Here is a 16,915-nt window from a genome sequence, read left to right as displayed (position 1 = left end):
ATGGGTACATCTGTCGATGTCAGAGAGTCGCTGGTGGCGTCGGCGCAACTGTCGCCTATATTTCCTCTCGAGCTGAACCCCCGCGAGACTCCTGCACCGCCACGAGAACGCTGAGAGGTGGTTTGACGCATGACCGATCTGGTGACCGGATTCGAGTCCGACACCTATTCGAGCACGCCCCTGCAGCGAGTGGCTGGGCGGTTGGAGCGGGTGCTGCCCCCGGGCTGGCGGGTCGAGGTCGTCGACCTACCTGCCCGGGGTGAGGTAGCCGCGCAGCCTGTCCTCCGGGTACTGATGCCGGAGAATTAGGAAGTCCGGCAGAGTGATGCGCACGCGTTGGTGTGCGTGCGCATTCTCGGACTACTCGGCGGTCCAGCCCATCGGCATCAGGACGGACTTCTGCTCGCAGAAGGCGTCGAGGCCTTCGGGGCCGTTCTCGCGGCCGATGCCGGAGTTCTTGTAGCCGCCGAACGGTGCGGTCGGGTCGAAGGCGTACCAGTTGATCGCGAAGGTACCGGTGCGGATCCGGGCCGCGACCTCGGCGCCGTGCTCGATATCGGTGGTCCACACCGAACCGGCGAGCCCGTAGTCCGAGTCGTTGGCGATCGCGATGGCCTCGTCCTCGGTCTCGTACGGGATCACCGAGAGCACCGGACCGAAGATCTCCTCCTGGGCGATGGTGCTCGAATTGTCGACGTCGGCGAAGATCGTCGGCTCCACGAACCAGCCGCGCTCCACGCCATCGGGCCTGCCGCCGCCGAGCACGAGCCGAGCACCCTCTGCCTTGCCCTTGGCGATGTAGCTCTCCACCCGGTCGCGCTGCTTTTCGCTGATCAGCGGGCCGAGCTGGGTCGCGGGATCGGTCGGGTCACCGGTCTGCATGGTCTTCACGTGCGCGACCAGGGCGTCGACGATCTCGTCATAGCGACTGCGCGGCGCGAGAATTCGCGTCTGCGCGACGCACCCCTGACCGCTGTTCATCAGCCCGGAGAACGCGAGCACCGGAATGCTCGCGGCCAGGTCGACATCGGGCAGCACGATCGCGGCCGACTTGCCGCCGAGCTCCAGCGACACCGTCTTGAGCTGCTCACCGGCCAGCGCGGCCAGCTTCCGGCCGACCGGGGTGCTGCCGGTGAAGGTCACCTTGTCGACGCCGGGGTGGCCCGCGAGGTACTCACTGGCCTCGGCTTCGGCGGGCAGCACCGAGAGCACGCCGTCGGGCAGGCCCGCCTCGGTGAAGATGTCGGCGAGAATGTTCGCGGTCAACGGAGTCAGCGGCGATGGCTTGAGTACCACGGTGCAGCCGGCCAGCAACGCGGGTCCGAGCTTGTTCGCGGCGAGGAACAACGGGACATTCCAGGCGGTGATCGCGGCAACCACACCGCGCGGTTCCCGTGACACACGCGAGGTTCCGAACAGGCCGACTCGAGTCTCGTTCCAGGCGAACGTCTTCGCGAGTTCGACGATCGCGTCCAACGCCGCGACGGCCGGAATCTGGTTGAGTGTCAAGGCCGCTAACGTCGGCGCACCCATCTCCGCGGTGAGCGCGGCGAGCAATTCCGGCGAACGCTGCTCGATCAGCCGGGCGACCTTGCCGAGTACCTCCGCTCGTTCCAGTGGCGGCGTCGATGGCCACGGCCCGCTGTCGAACGCGTCGCGCGCGGCGGCGACCGCCGCGTCGACATCGGCGTTCGTTACCGCCGGCACGCTGCCGACGGTCTCCTCCGTTGCAGGGGAGACCACCGAAATGCGGTCACTACCGGCCGGGGTGGTCCACTTCCCGCCGATGAACAGACTGTCGTAGTGCATAAGAACACGTTACAGTTTTGCGGGCGAATTGTCTGCAACCTGTTCTAATTCGCTGCGGCGCAACGACTGTGAAGATTGTGAATTCCAACCTGTCGGTTCGCTTTTCGGGGAAACGCACTATTGCGTTCCGCTGGTGAAAGGTGGATGCTTTAGCTACTGATCAGCTCGCTCGATTCATCGGACATTAACAGCGAATTGGGGAGACCGACGCATGGCTGTGCAAGTGATCGGCCGATCGTTGATGACCAGCGACCAGACCGACCATCAAGCGAAAAGTGTGGGTAGCGGCGGATGGGTTGTCTCATTCCTGCCGGGCCGCACACTCACGATCGAGCAGGCGACTGCCGCCATCCAGGCCGCTGAGGCGGTTGCGATGGTCGGCGCGCTGGCCGATCAGGTCGGCCTGACCACGCTGGAGACCGTTGGCCTGGCGATTCAGGAATCGCCGTGGGTCAGGGTGTTACCCGAGCCGATTCGGAGGTCGCGGCGCTTGAGCTGGCTGGCCTGATCAGTCCTTGGTCGCCACCACTACCAAGTTGCTGACCAGTAGCTCTCGGATCACCGGAACTCGGACGAGCCACCAGGCCCACCGCGGGTGGTAGCGCGGGAAAATGGTCCGCACGTCGGCTGAAGTCGTTGCCGCCCAGCGCAACCCGTCAGCTGCCGTCACCGCGAACAGTGATCGGCCGAACCTGTTCTTCGGTTCGTGTCCGTGCTTGCGCCGGTACCGGCGGGCCGCGAACTCGCCACCGACGTAATGCCAGAGGCCGGTCTCGTGACCACCGAAGGGCCCGTGCCACACCGTGTACGAGTACACGATGAGGCCGCCGGGCTTGGTCACCCGCACCATCTCGTCCGCCATCAGCCACGGCTGCGGCACGTGCTCGGCGACATTTGAGGAGAAGCAGACGTCGAAGGCGTTGTCGCGGAACGGCAATGCCATCCCCGATCCGCGCACCGAGCCCGACACCCGCAGCCCGGCCGCGTGCATCTCCGACGGGTCCGGCTCCACCGACACATAGCGCGCGCCAACCGCGGTGAACTCGTCGGCGAAGTAGCCGGGTCCGCCGCCGACGTCGAGCACCACGGTGCCGGTGAGGTCGCGACCGGTGATGTCGGCGTAGAAGTCGCTGATCAGCTCGGCGCTGTCGGTGGCGATGCCGCCGTAGAAGCGCGCCGGGTCGGTCTGCTCGAAGCGGAAGCTCGTGAGCAGGCGCAGCGAGCGGCGCAGGGTGGCGCGGCGCGCGAACCTGGATCGGTCACGGCGCGCGACGGGCTGCTCGGTTCTCGGCTGGGTGGCGGTCGACACGGGCAGGAGTTTATTGGGAGCCCGTTCCGGTCCGTGAGGTGTGGGGTGAGTTGGAGCCCGGTACCAGCGATAAGCGAGGGTCTCCACGTCCGGAAGCGGGCGTGATCGGTCGGCCTCCGGGGTGTCATCGCGCGATCTGGGCGGGGGCTGGCGATACGAGCGTGTTGCGTGGAGCACACCCGCTAGGGTGGGGGCCGACGTTTGTCTGCCACCGAACCGATTGCGAGACCCGACCGTGCGTGAAGTCCTCCTACTCTGCTGGCGTGACACCGGGCACCCACAGGGTGGCGGCAGCGAGCGGTATCTGGAGCAGGTCGGCGCGCAGCTGGCCGCGCGTGGCATCAAGGTCACCCTACGGACGGCCGGGTATCCCGGTGCGCCGAAGCGCGAGCGGATCGACGGGATCGACATCAGTCGCGCGGGTGGGCGCTTTACCGTGTATCCCCGCGCGCTGGCCGCCATCGTGGCCGGTCGGCTCGGTTTCGGCCCACTGAAGGGCCTGCGTCCCGATGTCGTGATCGACACCCAGAACGGCATTCCCTTCTTCGCCACCGCCACGGGCGTGCCCTCGGTGGTGCTGGTTCATCACGGGCACCGCGAGCAGTGGCCGGTGGCCGGTCGCCTGGTCGGGCGGATCGGCTGGTGGATCGAATCCACGCTGTCCCCGCGCGTGCACCGCGACAATCAGTACCTCACCGTCTCGCTGCCCTCGGCCGAGGAGCTGTCGGTGCTCGGTGTGGACCGTGAGCGCATCGCGGTGGTCCGCAACGGCGCCGAACCGGTCCCGGACGAGGTCGTCCCCGGCGCCGACGCTACCCGCGCCACCCATCCCCGCATCGCGGTCCTCTCGCGGCTGGTACCGCACAAGCAGATCGAAGACGCGCTCACCGCCGTCGCCCACCTGCGCGAACGCTTCCCCGACGTGCACCTCGACGTCATCGGCGACGGCTGGTGGGCGCCCAACCTGCGCGACTGCGCCGCCGCACTCGGCATCGCCGAGGCTGTCACCTTCCACGGCCACGTCGACGAACGCCGCAAACACGAGATCCTCTCGACCGCCTGGGTCCACGTGATGCCCTCGCGCAAGGAAGGCTGGGGCCTGGCCGTCATCGAAGCCGCTCAGCACGGCGTCCCCACGATCGGTTACCGCAGCTCCCGAGGCCTTACCGACTCCATCGTCGACGGCGTCACCGGCCTGCTCGTCGACGACGCTCCCGCCCTCGCCGCCGCCGCCGCCGAGCTCCTCGCCGACCCCGAGACCCGGCTGGTCATGGGCGAAAAGGCCCGCGCCCGAGCAGGCGAGTTCTCCTGGGAACAGACCGGCGCCGGTGTTTACGAAGTCCTCGCGGCGGCCGCCCGCGGGCGCAACGTCAGCGGATTGGTCTCCCCGGCCCGGGTCTAGCCGACTCGGTTACCGGCTGCCGCTCGATCCGCCTGCCCGTGCGGTCCGGGCGCAGTGCCGCGGCGATCAGTCCGGTGAGGAGCAGGATCGCCCAGAGGAGGTGGGCCGCGGCGGAGACTCGGCGCTGGGACGGGGTGGCGGTGTCGAGAAGCGCGGGGGAGGAAATCCGGTACAGGGCCAGGTCCTTGTCCTGGAACGTCAATTCGGCTGTGGCGAGGGTGTTTTCGGAGCTGCCGAGGGGCCCGGGGGTGGTGCGCTCGATCAGGATCCAGCCGACGCCGAGAGCTGCTAGATCGCTGGCCGGGGCGCCTTCGAGCAGTGCTTGCTCGACTGTGCGGGCGCGGTTGCCCTCGCCGGCCACCGCGTAGCCGCGGACTCGGAGTTCGCCGGTTTGCAGGACGTCGCTGGGGAGGATGCGGGGAGCGGGGTCGAGGACGGGAACTGCTCCGCTGTAAGGGAATCGGCGGAACATCCCGGCGGGAAGAACGGCGATATCGCCGGGACCATCGATGTGGTCGACGACCTGCTGCCAGCCGGCGGGGTAGTGGACGGGACGCATGGCGCCGCCGACTCCCCAGGCGAGGTCGGCCAGCGGGAGGGTGAGCAGAAGAACGAAAAGGATTGCGGCGGCACGAAATCCGGTCTGAGTAGCGTGAACAGACTGGCGCTCGTCGGCAACACCTGGATTCTTCGCGTCGTGCGCCGATATTCGGCGGGCCGCTTCGGTGACGGTTCGGCACGCGGCGGCCGCGCACAGCGCGTACGCGGGCATCGCCAATGCCACGTATTTCTGCGTATCCCGGAGCAATCCGGCGCCGGGAACGTGCACCACCAACCATTCCCCGGCGGCCAGCCCCCAGCTGGTCGCGCCGAGGGCGGGCAGCACGATCGCCACCGCCGCGATCACCAGCAACGCTCGCCCGTCACGCCCCAGCGCCCACACCGCGCGCACTCCGCAGGCGACGATGGCGAGCAGTAATACGGTGCCGACCAGGGCGAGTGGGGTCGTACGGCTCGCGGGTACGGCCTCACCGTTCCAGATCCCGCCCAGCCCGGCGAGGCTGCCGAGCGTGCCGAGCCACGGCTCGGCCCGTGCCGCGAACGCTGATACCCCGGCCGGGTCCGACGGTTCGGCCCCCGATCCGAGCGCGGTCGCGGTCAGCCAGGGCGCGCAGGTCGCGATCCAGAGCACGACGGCGGGGAGAAATGCCCGTCGCCCGATCAGCGCCAGCCCGATGACAGCGGCCAGCAGCGAACCGGTCGGGGTCAACCCGGCCGCGGCGAAGCTCGCCGTCAGGGCGGCCCAACCACCGAGAGATCCACTGCGGCAAGCCAACCCGAAGCGCCGGGCCGCGACCGCCTCGTCGGCGGAGTCGGTGCGCTCGAATGCCTTCGACGGCTCGGCAGAGTCGGTGCGCTCGGATGCCCGCGAGCTGCCGACAGTGCCGGTGCCACGGGGTGGGTGCGCGCTGTGTGCGTCGTTGGTTGCTGTTCGGATGCGCGTGGCGGCGAGGGCGACCCAGGGGAGGGCAGCGTAACCGGCGAGCAGGCTCCAATGTCCTTGCAGAAGGCGTTCCGCGACAAAGGGATTCCACAGTGCGAGGGTCGCGGCGACCAATTGCGCGCCGGTGGCGGCGCAAACGAAGCGTCGGGCGAGCGCTGCCGCGCCGTACCCGGCCGACCACAGCGCGACGATGAGGATCGCCTTCACGAGAATTCCGCCGTCGACGACCGGGGAGAGCGCGGCGAGTAGCGCGTCCTGGGGGACGGCCCGCGGGGCGGCGGCGCCGAGGCCGAGCGCTGAATCGGTGGGGTACGAGCGCGGGGTGCTCACCGCGTCGCGCAGCAGCAGGTAGCCCGACCCGGCGAGTGGACCGACGATGATCGCCGTGAGAAGCGCGCAGTATCCGGCCACCAAGGCCCTTGCCCGCCCACTACTCATCACGTCAGTGGACCTTACGTTCTGTCATCATCAGGGTCGAACAGCCCCTGCGCCGGCGTAATCGCCCGCTTCGCGCGAATCCGGTCAGAAAACTGATCGGCAGCCCGCCGATCGGGCGATGACGCCAGTGGTCGCGGCGTTGCGCGCGGCGGAGCCGCTCGAGGTGAGTCCGTGCGGACTCACATTTTCGGGGTAGGCGTGATGGCGAACACAGTGAGGTGCGACGATGAGGCGTGTCCTCAGTCCGTCGCCCCCCTGTCGTTGCCGATCTGACCTGGGTCACGGCTGGCGCGATGACCGCCAACGTCGCCGGCTACCTGCTGCAATTGCTGGCGGCGAGCTGGTTGGGGGTCGAGGGATACAGCGAGTTCGCGAGCTTGCTCGCGGTGCAGTTGTTGTGCGCCGTCCCTGCCCTTGCCATGCAGAACGTGGTCGCCAGGGAGGTGGTGCGCGGCGCGTCCTCGCGGGCGGTGCGGGCGATGATGTGGCGGTGCGCCGCGTTGGTCGCCGCGGTCGCGGTGGTGCTGATTCCGGTCGTGGCCGGGGTGCTGAACGTCGGCGTGTGGGCCGCGGCCGCCGCGCTCGGTGCGGCACCCGCGCTGGTGATCCTCTCGGGCGAGCAGGGAATCCTGCAGGGTGACAACCACTTCCGTGCGCTCGCCACCGTGCTCGCGATGGCGGGCACGGCGCGGGTGGCACCTGCGCTGCTCGCGCTCGCCCTCGGCGGCGGTGCGGCCGGTGCGTTGTGGGCTGGTGCGGCGGGCATCGTCGGTGCCGCGCTCATCGCCGGTCGGATAGCCCGATCGCAAGCCACGGATCAATCTGCGGGCACGCACGAACCCGCGCTCCGATCGACGTCCAGGCCAGACCTGACGCAGGAGGAAGGCCGTGCGGCGCCGCGCGAGCGTGCCGAGTCCGTCGGTGTGCTGCCGGTGTTGCGTGCCGTCCAGGTGCAAGCCGCGCTGATGGCGCTGTCCTCGGTCGACCTGATCGTGGTCCGCATCGTCCTGGACGAGGTCGACGCGAGCCGCTATTCACTGGGCACCATCGCCACCAAGATCGCGTTCTGGCTACCCCAAGCAGTCGGCGTCGTGCTGTATCCCCGGATGGCCCAGCCCACCCATTCGGCTCGCGCGATCCGCGACGCCCTTTCGGTGCTCTCGGTGATCGGCGTGGTCGCGGTGCTCGGCGCCGCGCTGGCGGCCCCCCTCGCGCCCCTGTTCGCCGGTGCCGACTACGCCCCTATTCAGGGCATGCTGTGGCTGTTCGCGCTGCACGGCGCGATCCTGGCGGTTCTGCAGGGCGCTCTGCTGTCAGCGATCGCCGTCGAACGCACCGCCCTGGCCGCTGTCACCTGGATCGGCCTTGCCATCGAGATCACCCTGATGCTCATCTTCGCCCGCACCATCGAATCGCTGATCACCACAGCCGTCTCCGTAGCCGCGGTCACCACCACAATCGTCGCCGCCGTAGTCCTGCGCGCAGCCCGGACCCACCCCGCCCCCGTCCCGCACTGAAACCTCGGCCTGCCCGGAAAACACGACAGCCCCGGCCGAAGACCGGGGCTGTCGTGAAGCGTGTGCGTCTATTGACGCTTGTCGATATCGATCTGCTCGGTAGGAGCGTCATAGTCGCCACGAGGGAACTGCGTAGTCGGCGCGTCGTCCCCATCCCACCGAGTAGCCGCGGTGTCATCAGGCGCAGCCGACGGCGCGGGCGTCGGACGCGACCCCCGAGGAGTCGCATGAGCCGGCGCGCTCCCTCCGCGGAGTCCGAGGAACAACCCGGCCAGCAACGCCAACACGCCGAGCACGCCGAACACGATCGGCACCACACGCCCGAACAGCGAGAGCTTGTCGGTGTTCTCCTTCGCGATCGCGATCTGCGACTCGACAGTCGCCTCGTCGAACACCAGGTGCGACTTCAGCGCGGTCACCTCGGGCTTGTCCCCGGAACGCGCGTAGAACAGGTGGATCGACTCCCCACCCTTGATCACGGTGCCGGTCTGCGGCTCGACCCACAGGTCACGCACGTTGGTGTAGTAGCGCGTCATGGTGACGGGGGTGTCGCCACCCTCCACGCCCCACTTGGCGGCGGGCAGCGTGAGCCGGTTGGTCGGCGACTGCACGACGTCCCAGGTGCTGGAGACCGGCGCGGTCATCTGGAACCGGTACACCTTCATGCTGTTGATCTCGGTCTCTTCGATGAAGTTCGCGTCGAAGGACTTACGCACGTTGATGTCGAAGTACGGGTAGGTCTTCTTCTCGGTGCCGATCGGGAAGCGGTAGCCGATGCCGGTGTGCTGCACCGGCTCCATGACGCTGCCTTCCTTGTTCACGGTCACCGCGATCGACCCGTTGGGGTCGGTGTCGACCGGCATGCCGGTGGTGCGCGAGATGGTGACGCGGTCGATGGCGGCGGTGAGCAGGCCGGTGTCGCCCTGCACGTCGGTGCGCCGCAGCGTCTGACCGGCCTGCAGCGTCATCTCGTCGGCGTCGGAGGGCTCCTCGACGGTGACGAAACGCTGGGAGACCAGCGGCACATCCTTGTTGACCACGGCGGCACCGTCACCGGAGGTCAGCGACTTGGAGTCGAGCACGAGGCTGTCCTCGCCCGGCTGATTCTCCGCGATCGTGGTGATCTCGAGGTCGAGTGGAGTCTTGGCGACTTTGCTCACCGTGTAGGTGGGGATCATCAGCGCGGCGACGAGTAATGCCGCGCCCAGACCCACGAGCACGCAGGCGACCGTTCTTCTGGTACCGGCACTCAGTGCCATGCAAACTCTCCTCGTCGTTCGGACACGGATGGCCCACTGGTCTGGTATTGCACCACAGGCGCTCGTGAGCCCCGACACTAACAGCCCAGGCCCCGAAGGTGCGGTGCTGTGCCGTGGAAATCGCCGACACGGCAGACTGGACCTCGATGACGACCGCCACCGCCCCCGTTCCGCCACCGCGCACCTTCATTCCCGCCCTCGAAGGGATGCGCGGTATGGCGGCGCTCGGTGTGCTGGTCACCCACGTCGCGTTCCAGACCGGAACGAGCCGGACACCGGTCCTCGGCCCGCTCCTGGAACGCTTCGATATGGCGGTCGCGATCTTCTTCGCGCTGTCGGGTTTCCTGCTGTGGCGTCCGCACGCGGCCGCCGCGCACGGACTCGGCCGCGCGCCGAGGACCTCGCGCTACCTGCTGCACCGGGTGGCCAGGGTGATGCCCGCGTACTGGGTGGTCGTGGTGTTCGTGCTGGTGTTGCTGCCCGGCGCGGCGCATTCGGCGAACCTGCGGGTGTGGGTGTCGAATCTGTTTCTGCTGCAGGTGTTCGTGCCGCTGACCTTGACCGATGGGCTCACCCAGATGTGGAGCCTTTCGGTGGAGATGGCCTTCTACCTGGTGTTGCCGCTGCTGGCATGGCTGGTCGTGCGACTGCGCGGTTCCGCGGCCCGGTGGCGGGTGCCGGTGCTGTGCGGGCTGGTCGCGGTGTCTCTGACGTGGAATCTGTGGCCCGTCCCGACGCCCGACGCGATCCACGCCGACAACTGGCTGCCCGGCTACCTGCCCTGGTTCGCGGCGGGCATGATTCTCGCGGAACTGATCTACCTGGTGCGACCGGACGTGCGATGGGCCCGCCTGCTGTCGAATCAGCCGTTGATGTGGGCGCTGGCACTGGCGGCGTTCCTGCTCTCGGCGACCGAATTCGGCGGCCCGGCCGGCCTCGAACGCGCCCAACCGTGGCAGTACGCGATGAAGATGGTGCTCGGCATGATCATCGGCTTCGGCCTGCTCGCCCCCCTGGTGATCCGCCGGCCCGGCGCCACCAACCGCTGGCTGGAATCGAGAACCGCCGCGATCCTCGGGCGCTGGTCCTACGGGATCTTCCTGTGGCACCTGGTGGTGCTCACCGTGGTCTTCCCGGTCTTCGGCATCGTCCCCTTCAACGGGCACTTCCTCTACGTGATCATCCTGACCACCGCGCTGACCCTCCCACTCGCGGCCGCGAGCTTCGCCCTGATCGAGGAACCGGCCCGCAGCTGGGCCGCGCGCTGGGATCGGCGGGTCACCGCGCGCGTCGAACGCGGGTCGGAATCGATCTCGTCGGTGCGCTGAGTCGTGGTCAACGGCGGCGTGGCAGCGCCGCTACTCCGACGGCGACGACCGCGATGACGGCCGGCGCCTGTGCCATGAGCGAGCCGCCCATGTACTCCGTGCCCGAGCGCCAGGTCCCGGTCGACAGGGCCGCCGCCGAGATCAGCGTCCCGAGGCCCGCGAGCCACGGCAGGGTCCGCGCTGTCATCGCGGGCCGGAAATAGCCGCAGCCCAACGCGATCAGCGTGAACGCCGCGCCGAACGGTCCGGAGATGACAGCGATCACGCCGGTCAGCCCGACCGCCGCGACCCAGCGGACACCCCAGGTGACCGGTGCGGGCCCGGTGTCTACCAGCGGGCGTCGCCGGGGAATCGCGAGCAGCACAAGGGGAATCAGCAGCAACAGTCCGCCGAAGATCGCCAGCCGGTACCAGCGGTCGGCCGGGAACGACACCGTGATCTCGCCGCTGGTCCCGGGCGGAATCAGCCACGCCTGCTGCCAACCGTCGACGACGAGAGGTGCGAGTTCCCGCCCGTCGGCGGTGTGCGCCTGCCAGCCGACGTTGGTGCTCAGCGGCAGGACCAGCAGTTGAGTGCCCGGCGCCGGATTTGCGGGCTCGGGCGCGGTATCGGCTGGTGTCGTCGCCGGGGCTTCGGGTGATTCGGCGGAGTTGGTCGGTGTTGTCGCCGGGGCCTCTCTGGATTCGGCGGCGTCACCGGGTGCGGTTGCGCTGGGCTGGCTCTGCGGTGCGCCCGGGTAGGGGTCGGTGCGGGGGAGGCGGATGCGGTCGACGGTGAAGAGTTCGGTGGGGGCGACGGTGAGGTCGGGGTGGCCGGGGAGGAGTTCGATGTCGGCGGCGTCTTCGGGGCACGGTTGCGCGGAAACCGGTGCGCCCGAGCGGAGTTCGTCGGCGGTGGCGGTGATCGTGGTGTGCACGGCGCGTCCGCCGATGGCGATCACCGGGCCCGCGTCGCAGCCGATGGTGATGAGCCGGTCGCCGGGGGCGTGCGCCGGGTAGTCGGGGCCGAGCACTTCGACTTCGGCCAGGCCCGCGGGCTGGCTGAGGACGAAGCCGAGCGCGGTGCGGTCGAGCACCTCGTTCCAGCTCTGGATGCTGATCTCGATGCGGTCGGTTTCGGTGGGGTACAGCGAGATTCGGGCCGGTTCGCCGTGCTCACGTTCGGGCAGCTCGCGGATCTGCGGTCCGTTGCCCATGTTCACCGCGACGGAGGTGGCCGTCGCGGGTAAGCCGCCGAGCGCGGTGGTGATGTCGAGCCCGGTCACCAGAGTCGGTTCCGGAAGTTCCAGCACCAGTGTGGGTTTGCCGCCAGCGGGTTCACGCACGGTGGACTCGGGTGCGGTCCACGTGGTCTTCGGATCGCCGTCGGTGGCGGCGAAGGCAGCGCCGCGCAGGTCGGCGACGTCGGCCTGACCACGGGCAACCGGCCGGGTCGGGTCGGTGAGCAAGGCCTCCAGCGCGGGCCCTGGCCGGGTGCGCACGGTGAGGTCGGTGCCGACGGTGAGCGGTTCCGGCACCGCGAGCGTGCGCCCGAAGATGCCGGGCTCCTCGGCGGGCAGCCCGAGCCCCTTGCTGCAGTGCACGCGGTCGGGACCGTCGAAACAGTTACCGCGCCCGGGGAATTCCTGTCCGAGATCCCACCCGTTGACAATCGTGCCCGGGGCGGGATCCGGCAGCACCACCCGGTGCCGGATGTCAACACGCACCGGCGCTTCGCGGTTGGAGTAGTCGTCGAGGGTGAGCTCGCTGATCCCGAATTGCCCACCACGCGTACCGGTTTCGGTGCGCGCGGCACTGATCATCACCCAGTCGGACTTGCCCGCGGGCAGCGCGACGGACACGGGTTCGCCGGGTTCGGTGATCCGGGCCGACACCGTCCCGCGCGAGGTGCGGACCTCGACCCACTTCACCGGGTCGCCCAGCGCCGCCGCGGTCGTGGTGAACAGCAGCGAGCCGCTGGCGATCGGCTTGTCGAGATCGAGCCGGATCCATTGCCCGAGAGCGGATTCCGACCCGTTGCTGATCCATGCGGTACTCGGGTCACCGTCGACGGCGGCCGCGGTCGAACTTCCGGGCGCCGCCCCGCCGATCTGGGTGGCGTCGGCGGCGGAGCTGGACGCGGTGACCTTCGCCCCCGACCATTCGCCCTGGACGAGTTCGGCGCCGTCGACCGGGTAGTCGGGGACGAGATTGTGGGTGCGACGCGCGTCGTCGGCGGCGCGGACCGCGGAGTTGTGATTGTCGACCCGGCCGAAGTCGGACTCGCGATCCATCGGGGTGTCGGTCAGCAGTGTGGGCCGCGGCGGTAATCCGGCCCGCCGCGCATCGGCTTCGAGAAGCACTGGCGCCGTGGGGTTCTCGCCATCTCGGCGCACCCGTTCGAGAACTTCGGGCCCCCCTTGGACAACCGGCGTCGAGTCCAGCGGGACGGTGTAAGCGCCGGGGAATCCGGGTGGCGCGCCGGTGCCGCTGCGCACGTCGACGGGTGTGCCGGGCGGTGGCACGTCGACGCGGTAGATCTCGACCGCCGGATAGGCGGGCAGCAGATCGTTGTCGACGACCAGCCCCGCATCAGCCGCGCGCGGCCCGATGGGCGCCCCGAACGAGGTCACCTTGGTCAGCCCCGGCGACCCTTCGATCGCGCGGTGCGCCAGCATCGGCCGGGTCGAGCGCGAGGTCTCGGGATCCAAGTCGTTGCGCAACACCAGGATTCCGATGCCCTGGTCGGCCAGGGTGGCGGCGAGACCGGTCGACGGTCTGCCATCGGCGATCAGCCGCTGCACCGAATCCATCGCGCGAATCGTGCCCGGCGGATTCAGCGGCACCGAATCACGCACGGCCCACGGCGTTTTCGCCAACGCTTGCAGCGGTTCGTCGCGGGTGAGCCCCCAGATCTGACTGCCGAACGGCGCGCCGGGCACGACCAGCGCGCGGGTGTCGGCGGCATTGGCGGCCAGCCAGTCGGCGGTGTCGGTCCAGTAGGCGGGCACCCGGTCGTAGGCACCGCGCGGGGCGAGTCGACCGGTCCACGCCAGTGAGGTCGCGAGGGTGAGCGCGGCCAGAACCAGCGCGGCGACCGCGACGACCCGATCACGCTCGGGATGGGCGAAAGAGCTGCGCCACACCGGCATCGGCACCGAGGCAGGCAGCGCGACGCGACCGAGCAGATGCGCAAGGCCAACCACCAGCGGCAGCCGGATCAGCGGTTCGAGCTTGTGCACATTACGCAGCGGCGCACCGCCGGAGTCGAGGAAGATCCGCACCGATTCGGCGAACGGCCCACCGAGCGTCCCGACATAGCCCGCGCAGATCCCCGCCAGCCCCACGCACAGGATCAACGCGAACCGGCCCCGATACGGAATCGACGACCGCGCGAGCCCGGCCATCCCCGCCGCCGCGAGCAAGCCGGTCGCCAGCACCGCGGCAGGCTGGGTCACCAGCACCGCACCGGCGATCCGCTCCGGCGAAACGAACGGCGTCCAGCTGTCGGTCCCGCGCAGCACCTCGCTCAACGCGGCCCACTGCGTCGTCACCCCCGACGACTCGATGAAGTCGAGGAACGGCGGGCTCACCTTCCCGAGCAACAGCAGCGGCACGACCCACCAGAAAGTGGCAAGGACCAGCAGCGGAATCCACGCCCGGGTAAACCGCCACCACTGCCGATTCGGCCGGTAGGAAGCCCACCACAGCGCGGCGGGCAGGAACGCCGCCACGGTCGCGACCGCGTTCACCGACCCCATCAACGCCAGTGCTAGCGCACTCCCGGCCGGTGAGAGTGGGCCACCTCGAAACGCGACCCGGCTCTGTTGATCCGCGGCCGTCGTACGATCTGCCCCGTCACCGGCCGGGTCGCGAACCTCCGCCGTGCCTGAGGTTCCGCTGTCGGCTGTCCGATCTATGTCGTCCGACCCAGCCCGAGCCACGCGCCCCTTTATCGCCACACCGAGTGCGGCAGGCGCGAGCAGAACCCACGGCGCCAGCATCATCGGCAGCGTTTCCGAGGAGATCGAGCCGAGCGTCGTGAGCACCCGCGGCGACAAGGCGAACGCGATGCCCGCGATGACACGTGACCCGCGCGAGCCGATGCCGAGCGTTTCGCACAGCTTGACGATTCCCCAGAACCCGGCGAGCAGCAGCAGCGCCCACCAGACGCGCTGGGTGACCCACGCGGGCAGGTGCAGAATGTGGCCCGCGGAGAAGAAGGCGCCGTGCGGGAAGAAGTAGCCGTAGGCCTGATTCTGGACCTGGCCCATGGTGGCCTGGCTGTTCCACAGATGCGACGCCCGCGCGAGGAACCCCAGTGGGTTCTCGGCGAGGTCGTACTTGGTGTCGGCGACGGTGAGGCCGGGCGCCTGCGCGAAGGTCAGTACGAAGGCGGCTACTACCGAGCCGACGAGCCAGCGCCAACTCAGTGGCGCCTTGTCCGGTTGCCCCGATGCGGGGCGCGACGCGCGGGCGCCTCCCTCAGCGGCTGCCGTATTCAGGGGCGTTGAGCAGCGAGGAGTCTTTGTCACCGCTGCGGTCGATCGAAGGTGCCGTGTTCTGCTGCACCGCTGCCGTGATCGCGAAGACGGCGATCGCGCTCAGCAGGGCGCCGCCGACCGCGCTGGCAACAGCCGGAACAGCAAACTTCATCGCGCACTCCAATACGCTCGACGTCGGGGCCTATCTGGGCCAACCTAGCAGGTGTACGGGCCTCGGTCAGTCGTTGGGCAGCGCGCAACGCAGGGCGCCGAGCAAGGTGCGAAGTTTGGCCGTCGTTTCGGCCAGCTCGGCCCGCGGATCGGAGGCCGCCACGATCCCGCCACCCGCACTGGCTCGCAGGACGCGCCGATCGGCCGACAGTTCGCCGCCGCGGATCGCCACGACCCATTCACCGTCGCCGTCGTCGCCACACCAGCCCACCGCGCCGCCGTAGAACCCGCGCCACGGTTCGTCGGTGGCGATGGCGTCGAGTGCGGCGGCGAACGGGGTGCCGTTGACGGCGGGGGTGGGGTGCAGCCGGAGCGCGAGGTCGAGGGCCGTGGTCGACGGGTCGCGCAGCACGCCGTGGATGGGCGTGGCCAGGTGCCAGACCTGTTCGGTGCTGAGGAGTTCGGGCGCGTCGGGGATGCGCAGCTCCGCGCAGACAGGTGTCAGCTGCTCGCGGATCCAGTCGATCACATATGCGTGTTCGGCATGATTCTTGGTGCTGGACAACAGTTCTCGCGCCTGTGCCGCGTCGTCCGCGGGATCGGCGAGACGGGGGAGCGTGCCGGCCAGCGGACGCAAGCTCACCCGATCGCCGTGCCGCGCGACCAGTACTTCGGGCGTCGCGCCGACGAGCGTCTCGCCCGCGCGCCCCGCCGCGGACAGGTCGACCGCGTACACGGATGCATTCGGATGCCTGGTCAGCAGGTGTCCGGCCAGCACATCGAGGTCGAGCGGGGCGTCGGCCTCGAGCACTATCGATCGGGCGGCCACCACCTTGCGCAGGTCGTTCGCGGGGTCACCGAGTTGCTCGACCAGCTTCGTCACCCTGGCCACATGTTCTGCCGCACTTGGCATCTCGGCTACCACCCGCACGCCCGGCAACTCCGGCAGCGCGGCGGGCCGCCAAGGTCCCGCGGTGTGCAGCACGCTCTCGGGCTGCCAGAGCGCGGCCGCCTCGCGGGGATCGAACGGGAGCGCGCCGACGATCAACTTCGGGGCCGTCGTCTGACGCAGCGCCTCGACCGCCTGCCGCGGATCGGAATAGCTCGCGCGCACCCCTGACGTGCGCAACACCGCGTCGGGTCGAGCGAGCAGGAATCCGTTCATGGTGCTTCGACCATAACGCCGCCGCCGGCGATCCGAACCCGCGGAGCGACCGAACTCTCAGTCGAGCTACTGCTCGGGTGGAACCAGGAAGACCGGCCGATGCCCGTGCTTGAGCACGGCCTCGGCCACACTGCTGTGCAACAGCGCCCGCAACCCCGTCGACCCGCGCGTACCGGCGACGATGATGTCGACATCGAGCTCATCGGCGCAGTCCACGATGGCGTTCCAGATCGTGGTTGTGCACTCGGCGGTGCGCGGTTCGGCGTCGATCCCGGCCAGTTTCGCCAGGTGCACGCCCTCCGCGTTGATCTTGCGGGCGTCGGAGTAGGCGATGTCCTCCACCTCCTCGTCGGGCACCCAGTCCGGCTGCATCACCCCGGCGAGCCCCGAGATGCGCGCGGCCTGGCGCACCATCGGTTCCCATGCGGTGAGCAGAATCGCGCGTTCGGCGGTCAGGAACCGCCCGGCGTACTCGATGGCTCGTTTGGCGTGTTCGGAACCGTCGTAGGCGATGAGCATCCGATCGCATGCCATGACGACCTCCTGCGCTG

General features: G+C 69.2%; 13 protein-coding genes. 5 read left to right on the top strand and 8 right to left on the bottom strand.

Features of this window, described 5'->3' with window-relative positions:
* Window positions 1–129 precede the first annotated feature (129 nt).
* Entirely contained in the window at window positions 130–309 is a 180-nt protein-coding gene (locus ACQHI0_RS27340; RefSeq protein ID WP_410871358.1) for a hypothetical protein, read from the top strand.
* A 51-nt stretch (window positions 310–360) separates the two neighbouring features.
* Here ACQHI0_RS27340 and ACQHI0_RS27335 read toward each other — a convergent pair whose 3' ends face one another.
* A complete protein-coding gene (locus ACQHI0_RS27335) occupies window positions 361–1,809 on the bottom strand; it encodes an aldehyde dehydrogenase (protein ID WP_427904655.1) in 1,449 nt (482 codons plus the stop codon).
* A gap of 241 nt (window positions 1,810–2,050) precedes the next feature.
* Here ACQHI0_RS27335 and ACQHI0_RS27330 point away from each other — a divergent pair, with 241 nt between their 5' ends.
* Entirely contained in the window at window positions 2,051–2,317 is a 267-nt protein-coding gene (locus ACQHI0_RS27330) for a hypothetical protein (RefSeq protein ID WP_427904654.1), read from the top strand.
* Here ACQHI0_RS27330 and ACQHI0_RS27325 read toward each other — a convergent pair whose 3' ends face one another.
* Entirely contained in the window at window positions 2,318–3,118 is an 801-nt protein-coding gene (locus tag ACQHI0_RS27325) for a class I SAM-dependent methyltransferase (protein ID WP_427904653.1), read from the bottom strand.
* A 235-nt stretch (window positions 3,119–3,353) separates the two neighbouring features.
* Between ACQHI0_RS27325 and ACQHI0_RS27320 the strand changes: the two genes are divergently transcribed.
* A complete protein-coding gene (locus ACQHI0_RS27320; RefSeq protein WP_427904652.1) occupies window positions 3,354–4,520 on the top strand; it encodes a glycosyltransferase family 4 protein in 1,167 nt (388 codons plus the stop codon).
* Here the strand turns inward: ACQHI0_RS27320 and ACQHI0_RS27315 are convergent.
* Entirely contained in the window at window positions 4,489–6,462 is a 1,974-nt protein-coding gene (locus ACQHI0_RS27315) for a hypothetical protein (protein WP_427904651.1), read from the bottom strand. The two genes, ACQHI0_RS27320 and ACQHI0_RS27315, sit on opposite strands and share 32 nt — an antisense overlap.
* 293 nt (window positions 6,463–6,755) lie before the next feature.
* Between ACQHI0_RS27315 and ACQHI0_RS27310 the strand changes: the two genes are divergently transcribed.
* Window positions 6,756–7,979 (top strand): polysaccharide biosynthesis protein, encoded by a 1,224-nt coding sequence (locus ACQHI0_RS27310; RefSeq protein ID WP_427904650.1) that lies wholly within the window; start codon window positions 6,756–6,758, stop codon window positions 7,977–7,979.
* Between the two features lie 68 nt (window positions 7,980–8,047).
* On the opposite strand, the gene ACQHI0_RS27305 is transcribed toward ACQHI0_RS27310, so the two are convergent.
* The gene (locus tag ACQHI0_RS27305) at window positions 8,048–9,238 is read right to left on the bottom strand and encodes a DUF3068 domain-containing protein (RefSeq protein ID WP_427904649.1); all 1,191 of its coding nucleotides are present in this window, start codon (window positions 9,236–9,238) and stop codon (window positions 8,048–8,050) included.
* A gap of 146 nt (window positions 9,239–9,384) precedes the next feature.
* On the opposite strand from ACQHI0_RS27305, the gene ACQHI0_RS27300 reads away from it, so the two are divergent.
* Window positions 9,385–10,566, top strand: a complete 1,182-nt coding sequence (locus ACQHI0_RS27300; protein WP_427904648.1) for an acyltransferase family protein — start codon at window positions 9,385–9,387, stop codon at window positions 10,564–10,566.
* A 7-nt stretch (window positions 10,567–10,573) separates the two neighbouring features.
* Here the strand turns inward: ACQHI0_RS27300 and ACQHI0_RS27295 are convergent, their stop codons facing one another.
* The 4 genes from ACQHI0_RS27295 to ACQHI0_RS27280 form a co-directional block, all read right to left on the bottom strand.
* Complete coding sequence (locus tag ACQHI0_RS27295) at window positions 10,574–15,049, bottom strand: alpha-(1->3)-arabinofuranosyltransferase domain-containing protein (protein WP_427909310.1); 4,476 nt, start codon at window positions 15,047–15,049, stop codon at window positions 10,574–10,576.
* A complete protein-coding gene (locus ACQHI0_RS27290) occupies window positions 15,030–15,200 on the bottom strand; it encodes a DUF2613 domain-containing protein (RefSeq protein ID WP_022566695.1) in 171 nt (56 codons plus the stop codon). Before ACQHI0_RS27290 ends, ACQHI0_RS27295 begins: the two co-directional genes overlap by 20 nt.
* A gap of 66 nt (window positions 15,201–15,266) precedes the next feature.
* Entirely contained in the window at window positions 15,267–16,364 is a 1,098-nt protein-coding gene (locus ACQHI0_RS27285; protein ID WP_427904647.1) for an isochorismate synthase, read from the bottom strand.
* A 66-nt stretch (window positions 16,365–16,430) separates the two neighbouring features.
* Window positions 16,431–16,898 (bottom strand): universal stress protein, encoded by a 468-nt coding sequence (locus ACQHI0_RS27280; protein ID WP_378920419.1) that lies wholly within the window; start codon window positions 16,896–16,898, stop codon window positions 16,431–16,433.
* Window positions 16,899–16,915 lie beyond the last annotated feature (17 nt).

The sequence above is a fragment of the Nocardia sp. FBN12 genome, from assembly GCF_050320175.1.
In the GTDB taxonomy this organism is placed as follows: Bacteria; Actinomycetota; Actinomycetes; order Mycobacteriales; family Mycobacteriaceae; genus Nocardia.
This window is presented reverse-complemented; position numbering and strand designations above follow the sequence as displayed.

Excerpts from the sequence above, each read along its gene's own strand:
- ACQHI0_RS27285 (WP_427904647.1), bottom strand. The coding sequence starts at position 16,364 with ATGAACGGATTCCTGCTCGCTCGACCCGACGCGGTGTTGCGCACGTCA.
- ACQHI0_RS27305 (WP_427904649.1), bottom strand. The coding sequence starts at position 9,238 with ATGGCACTGAGTGCCGGTACCAGAAGAACGGTCGCCTGCGTGCTCGTG.
- ACQHI0_RS27335 (WP_427904655.1), bottom strand. The coding sequence starts at position 1,809 with ATGCACTACGACAGTCTGTTCATCGGCGGGAAGTGGACCACCCCGGCC.
- ACQHI0_RS27315 (WP_427904651.1), bottom strand. The coding sequence starts at position 6,462 with ATGAGTAGTGGGCGGGCAAGGGCCTTGGTGGCCGGATACTGCGCGCTT.
- ACQHI0_RS27310 (WP_427904650.1), top strand. The coding sequence starts at position 6,756 with ATGACCGCCAACGTCGCCGGCTACCTGCTGCAATTGCTGGCGGCGAGC.
- ACQHI0_RS27280 (WP_378920419.1), bottom strand. The coding sequence starts at position 16,898 with ATGGCATGCGATCGGATGCTCATCGCCTACGACGGTTCCGAACACGCC.
- ACQHI0_RS27330 (WP_427904654.1), top strand. The coding sequence starts at position 2,051 with ATGACCAGCGACCAGACCGACCATCAAGCGAAAAGTGTGGGTAGCGGC.
- ACQHI0_RS27300 (WP_427904648.1), top strand. The coding sequence starts at position 9,385 with ATGACGACCGCCACCGCCCCCGTTCCGCCACCGCGCACCTTCATTCCC.
- ACQHI0_RS27340 (WP_410871358.1), top strand. The coding sequence starts at position 130 with ATGACCGATCTGGTGACCGGATTCGAGTCCGACACCTATTCGAGCACG.
- ACQHI0_RS27290 (WP_022566695.1), bottom strand. The coding sequence starts at position 15,200 with ATGAAGTTTGCTGTTCCGGCTGTTGCCAGCGCGGTCGGCGGCGCCCTG.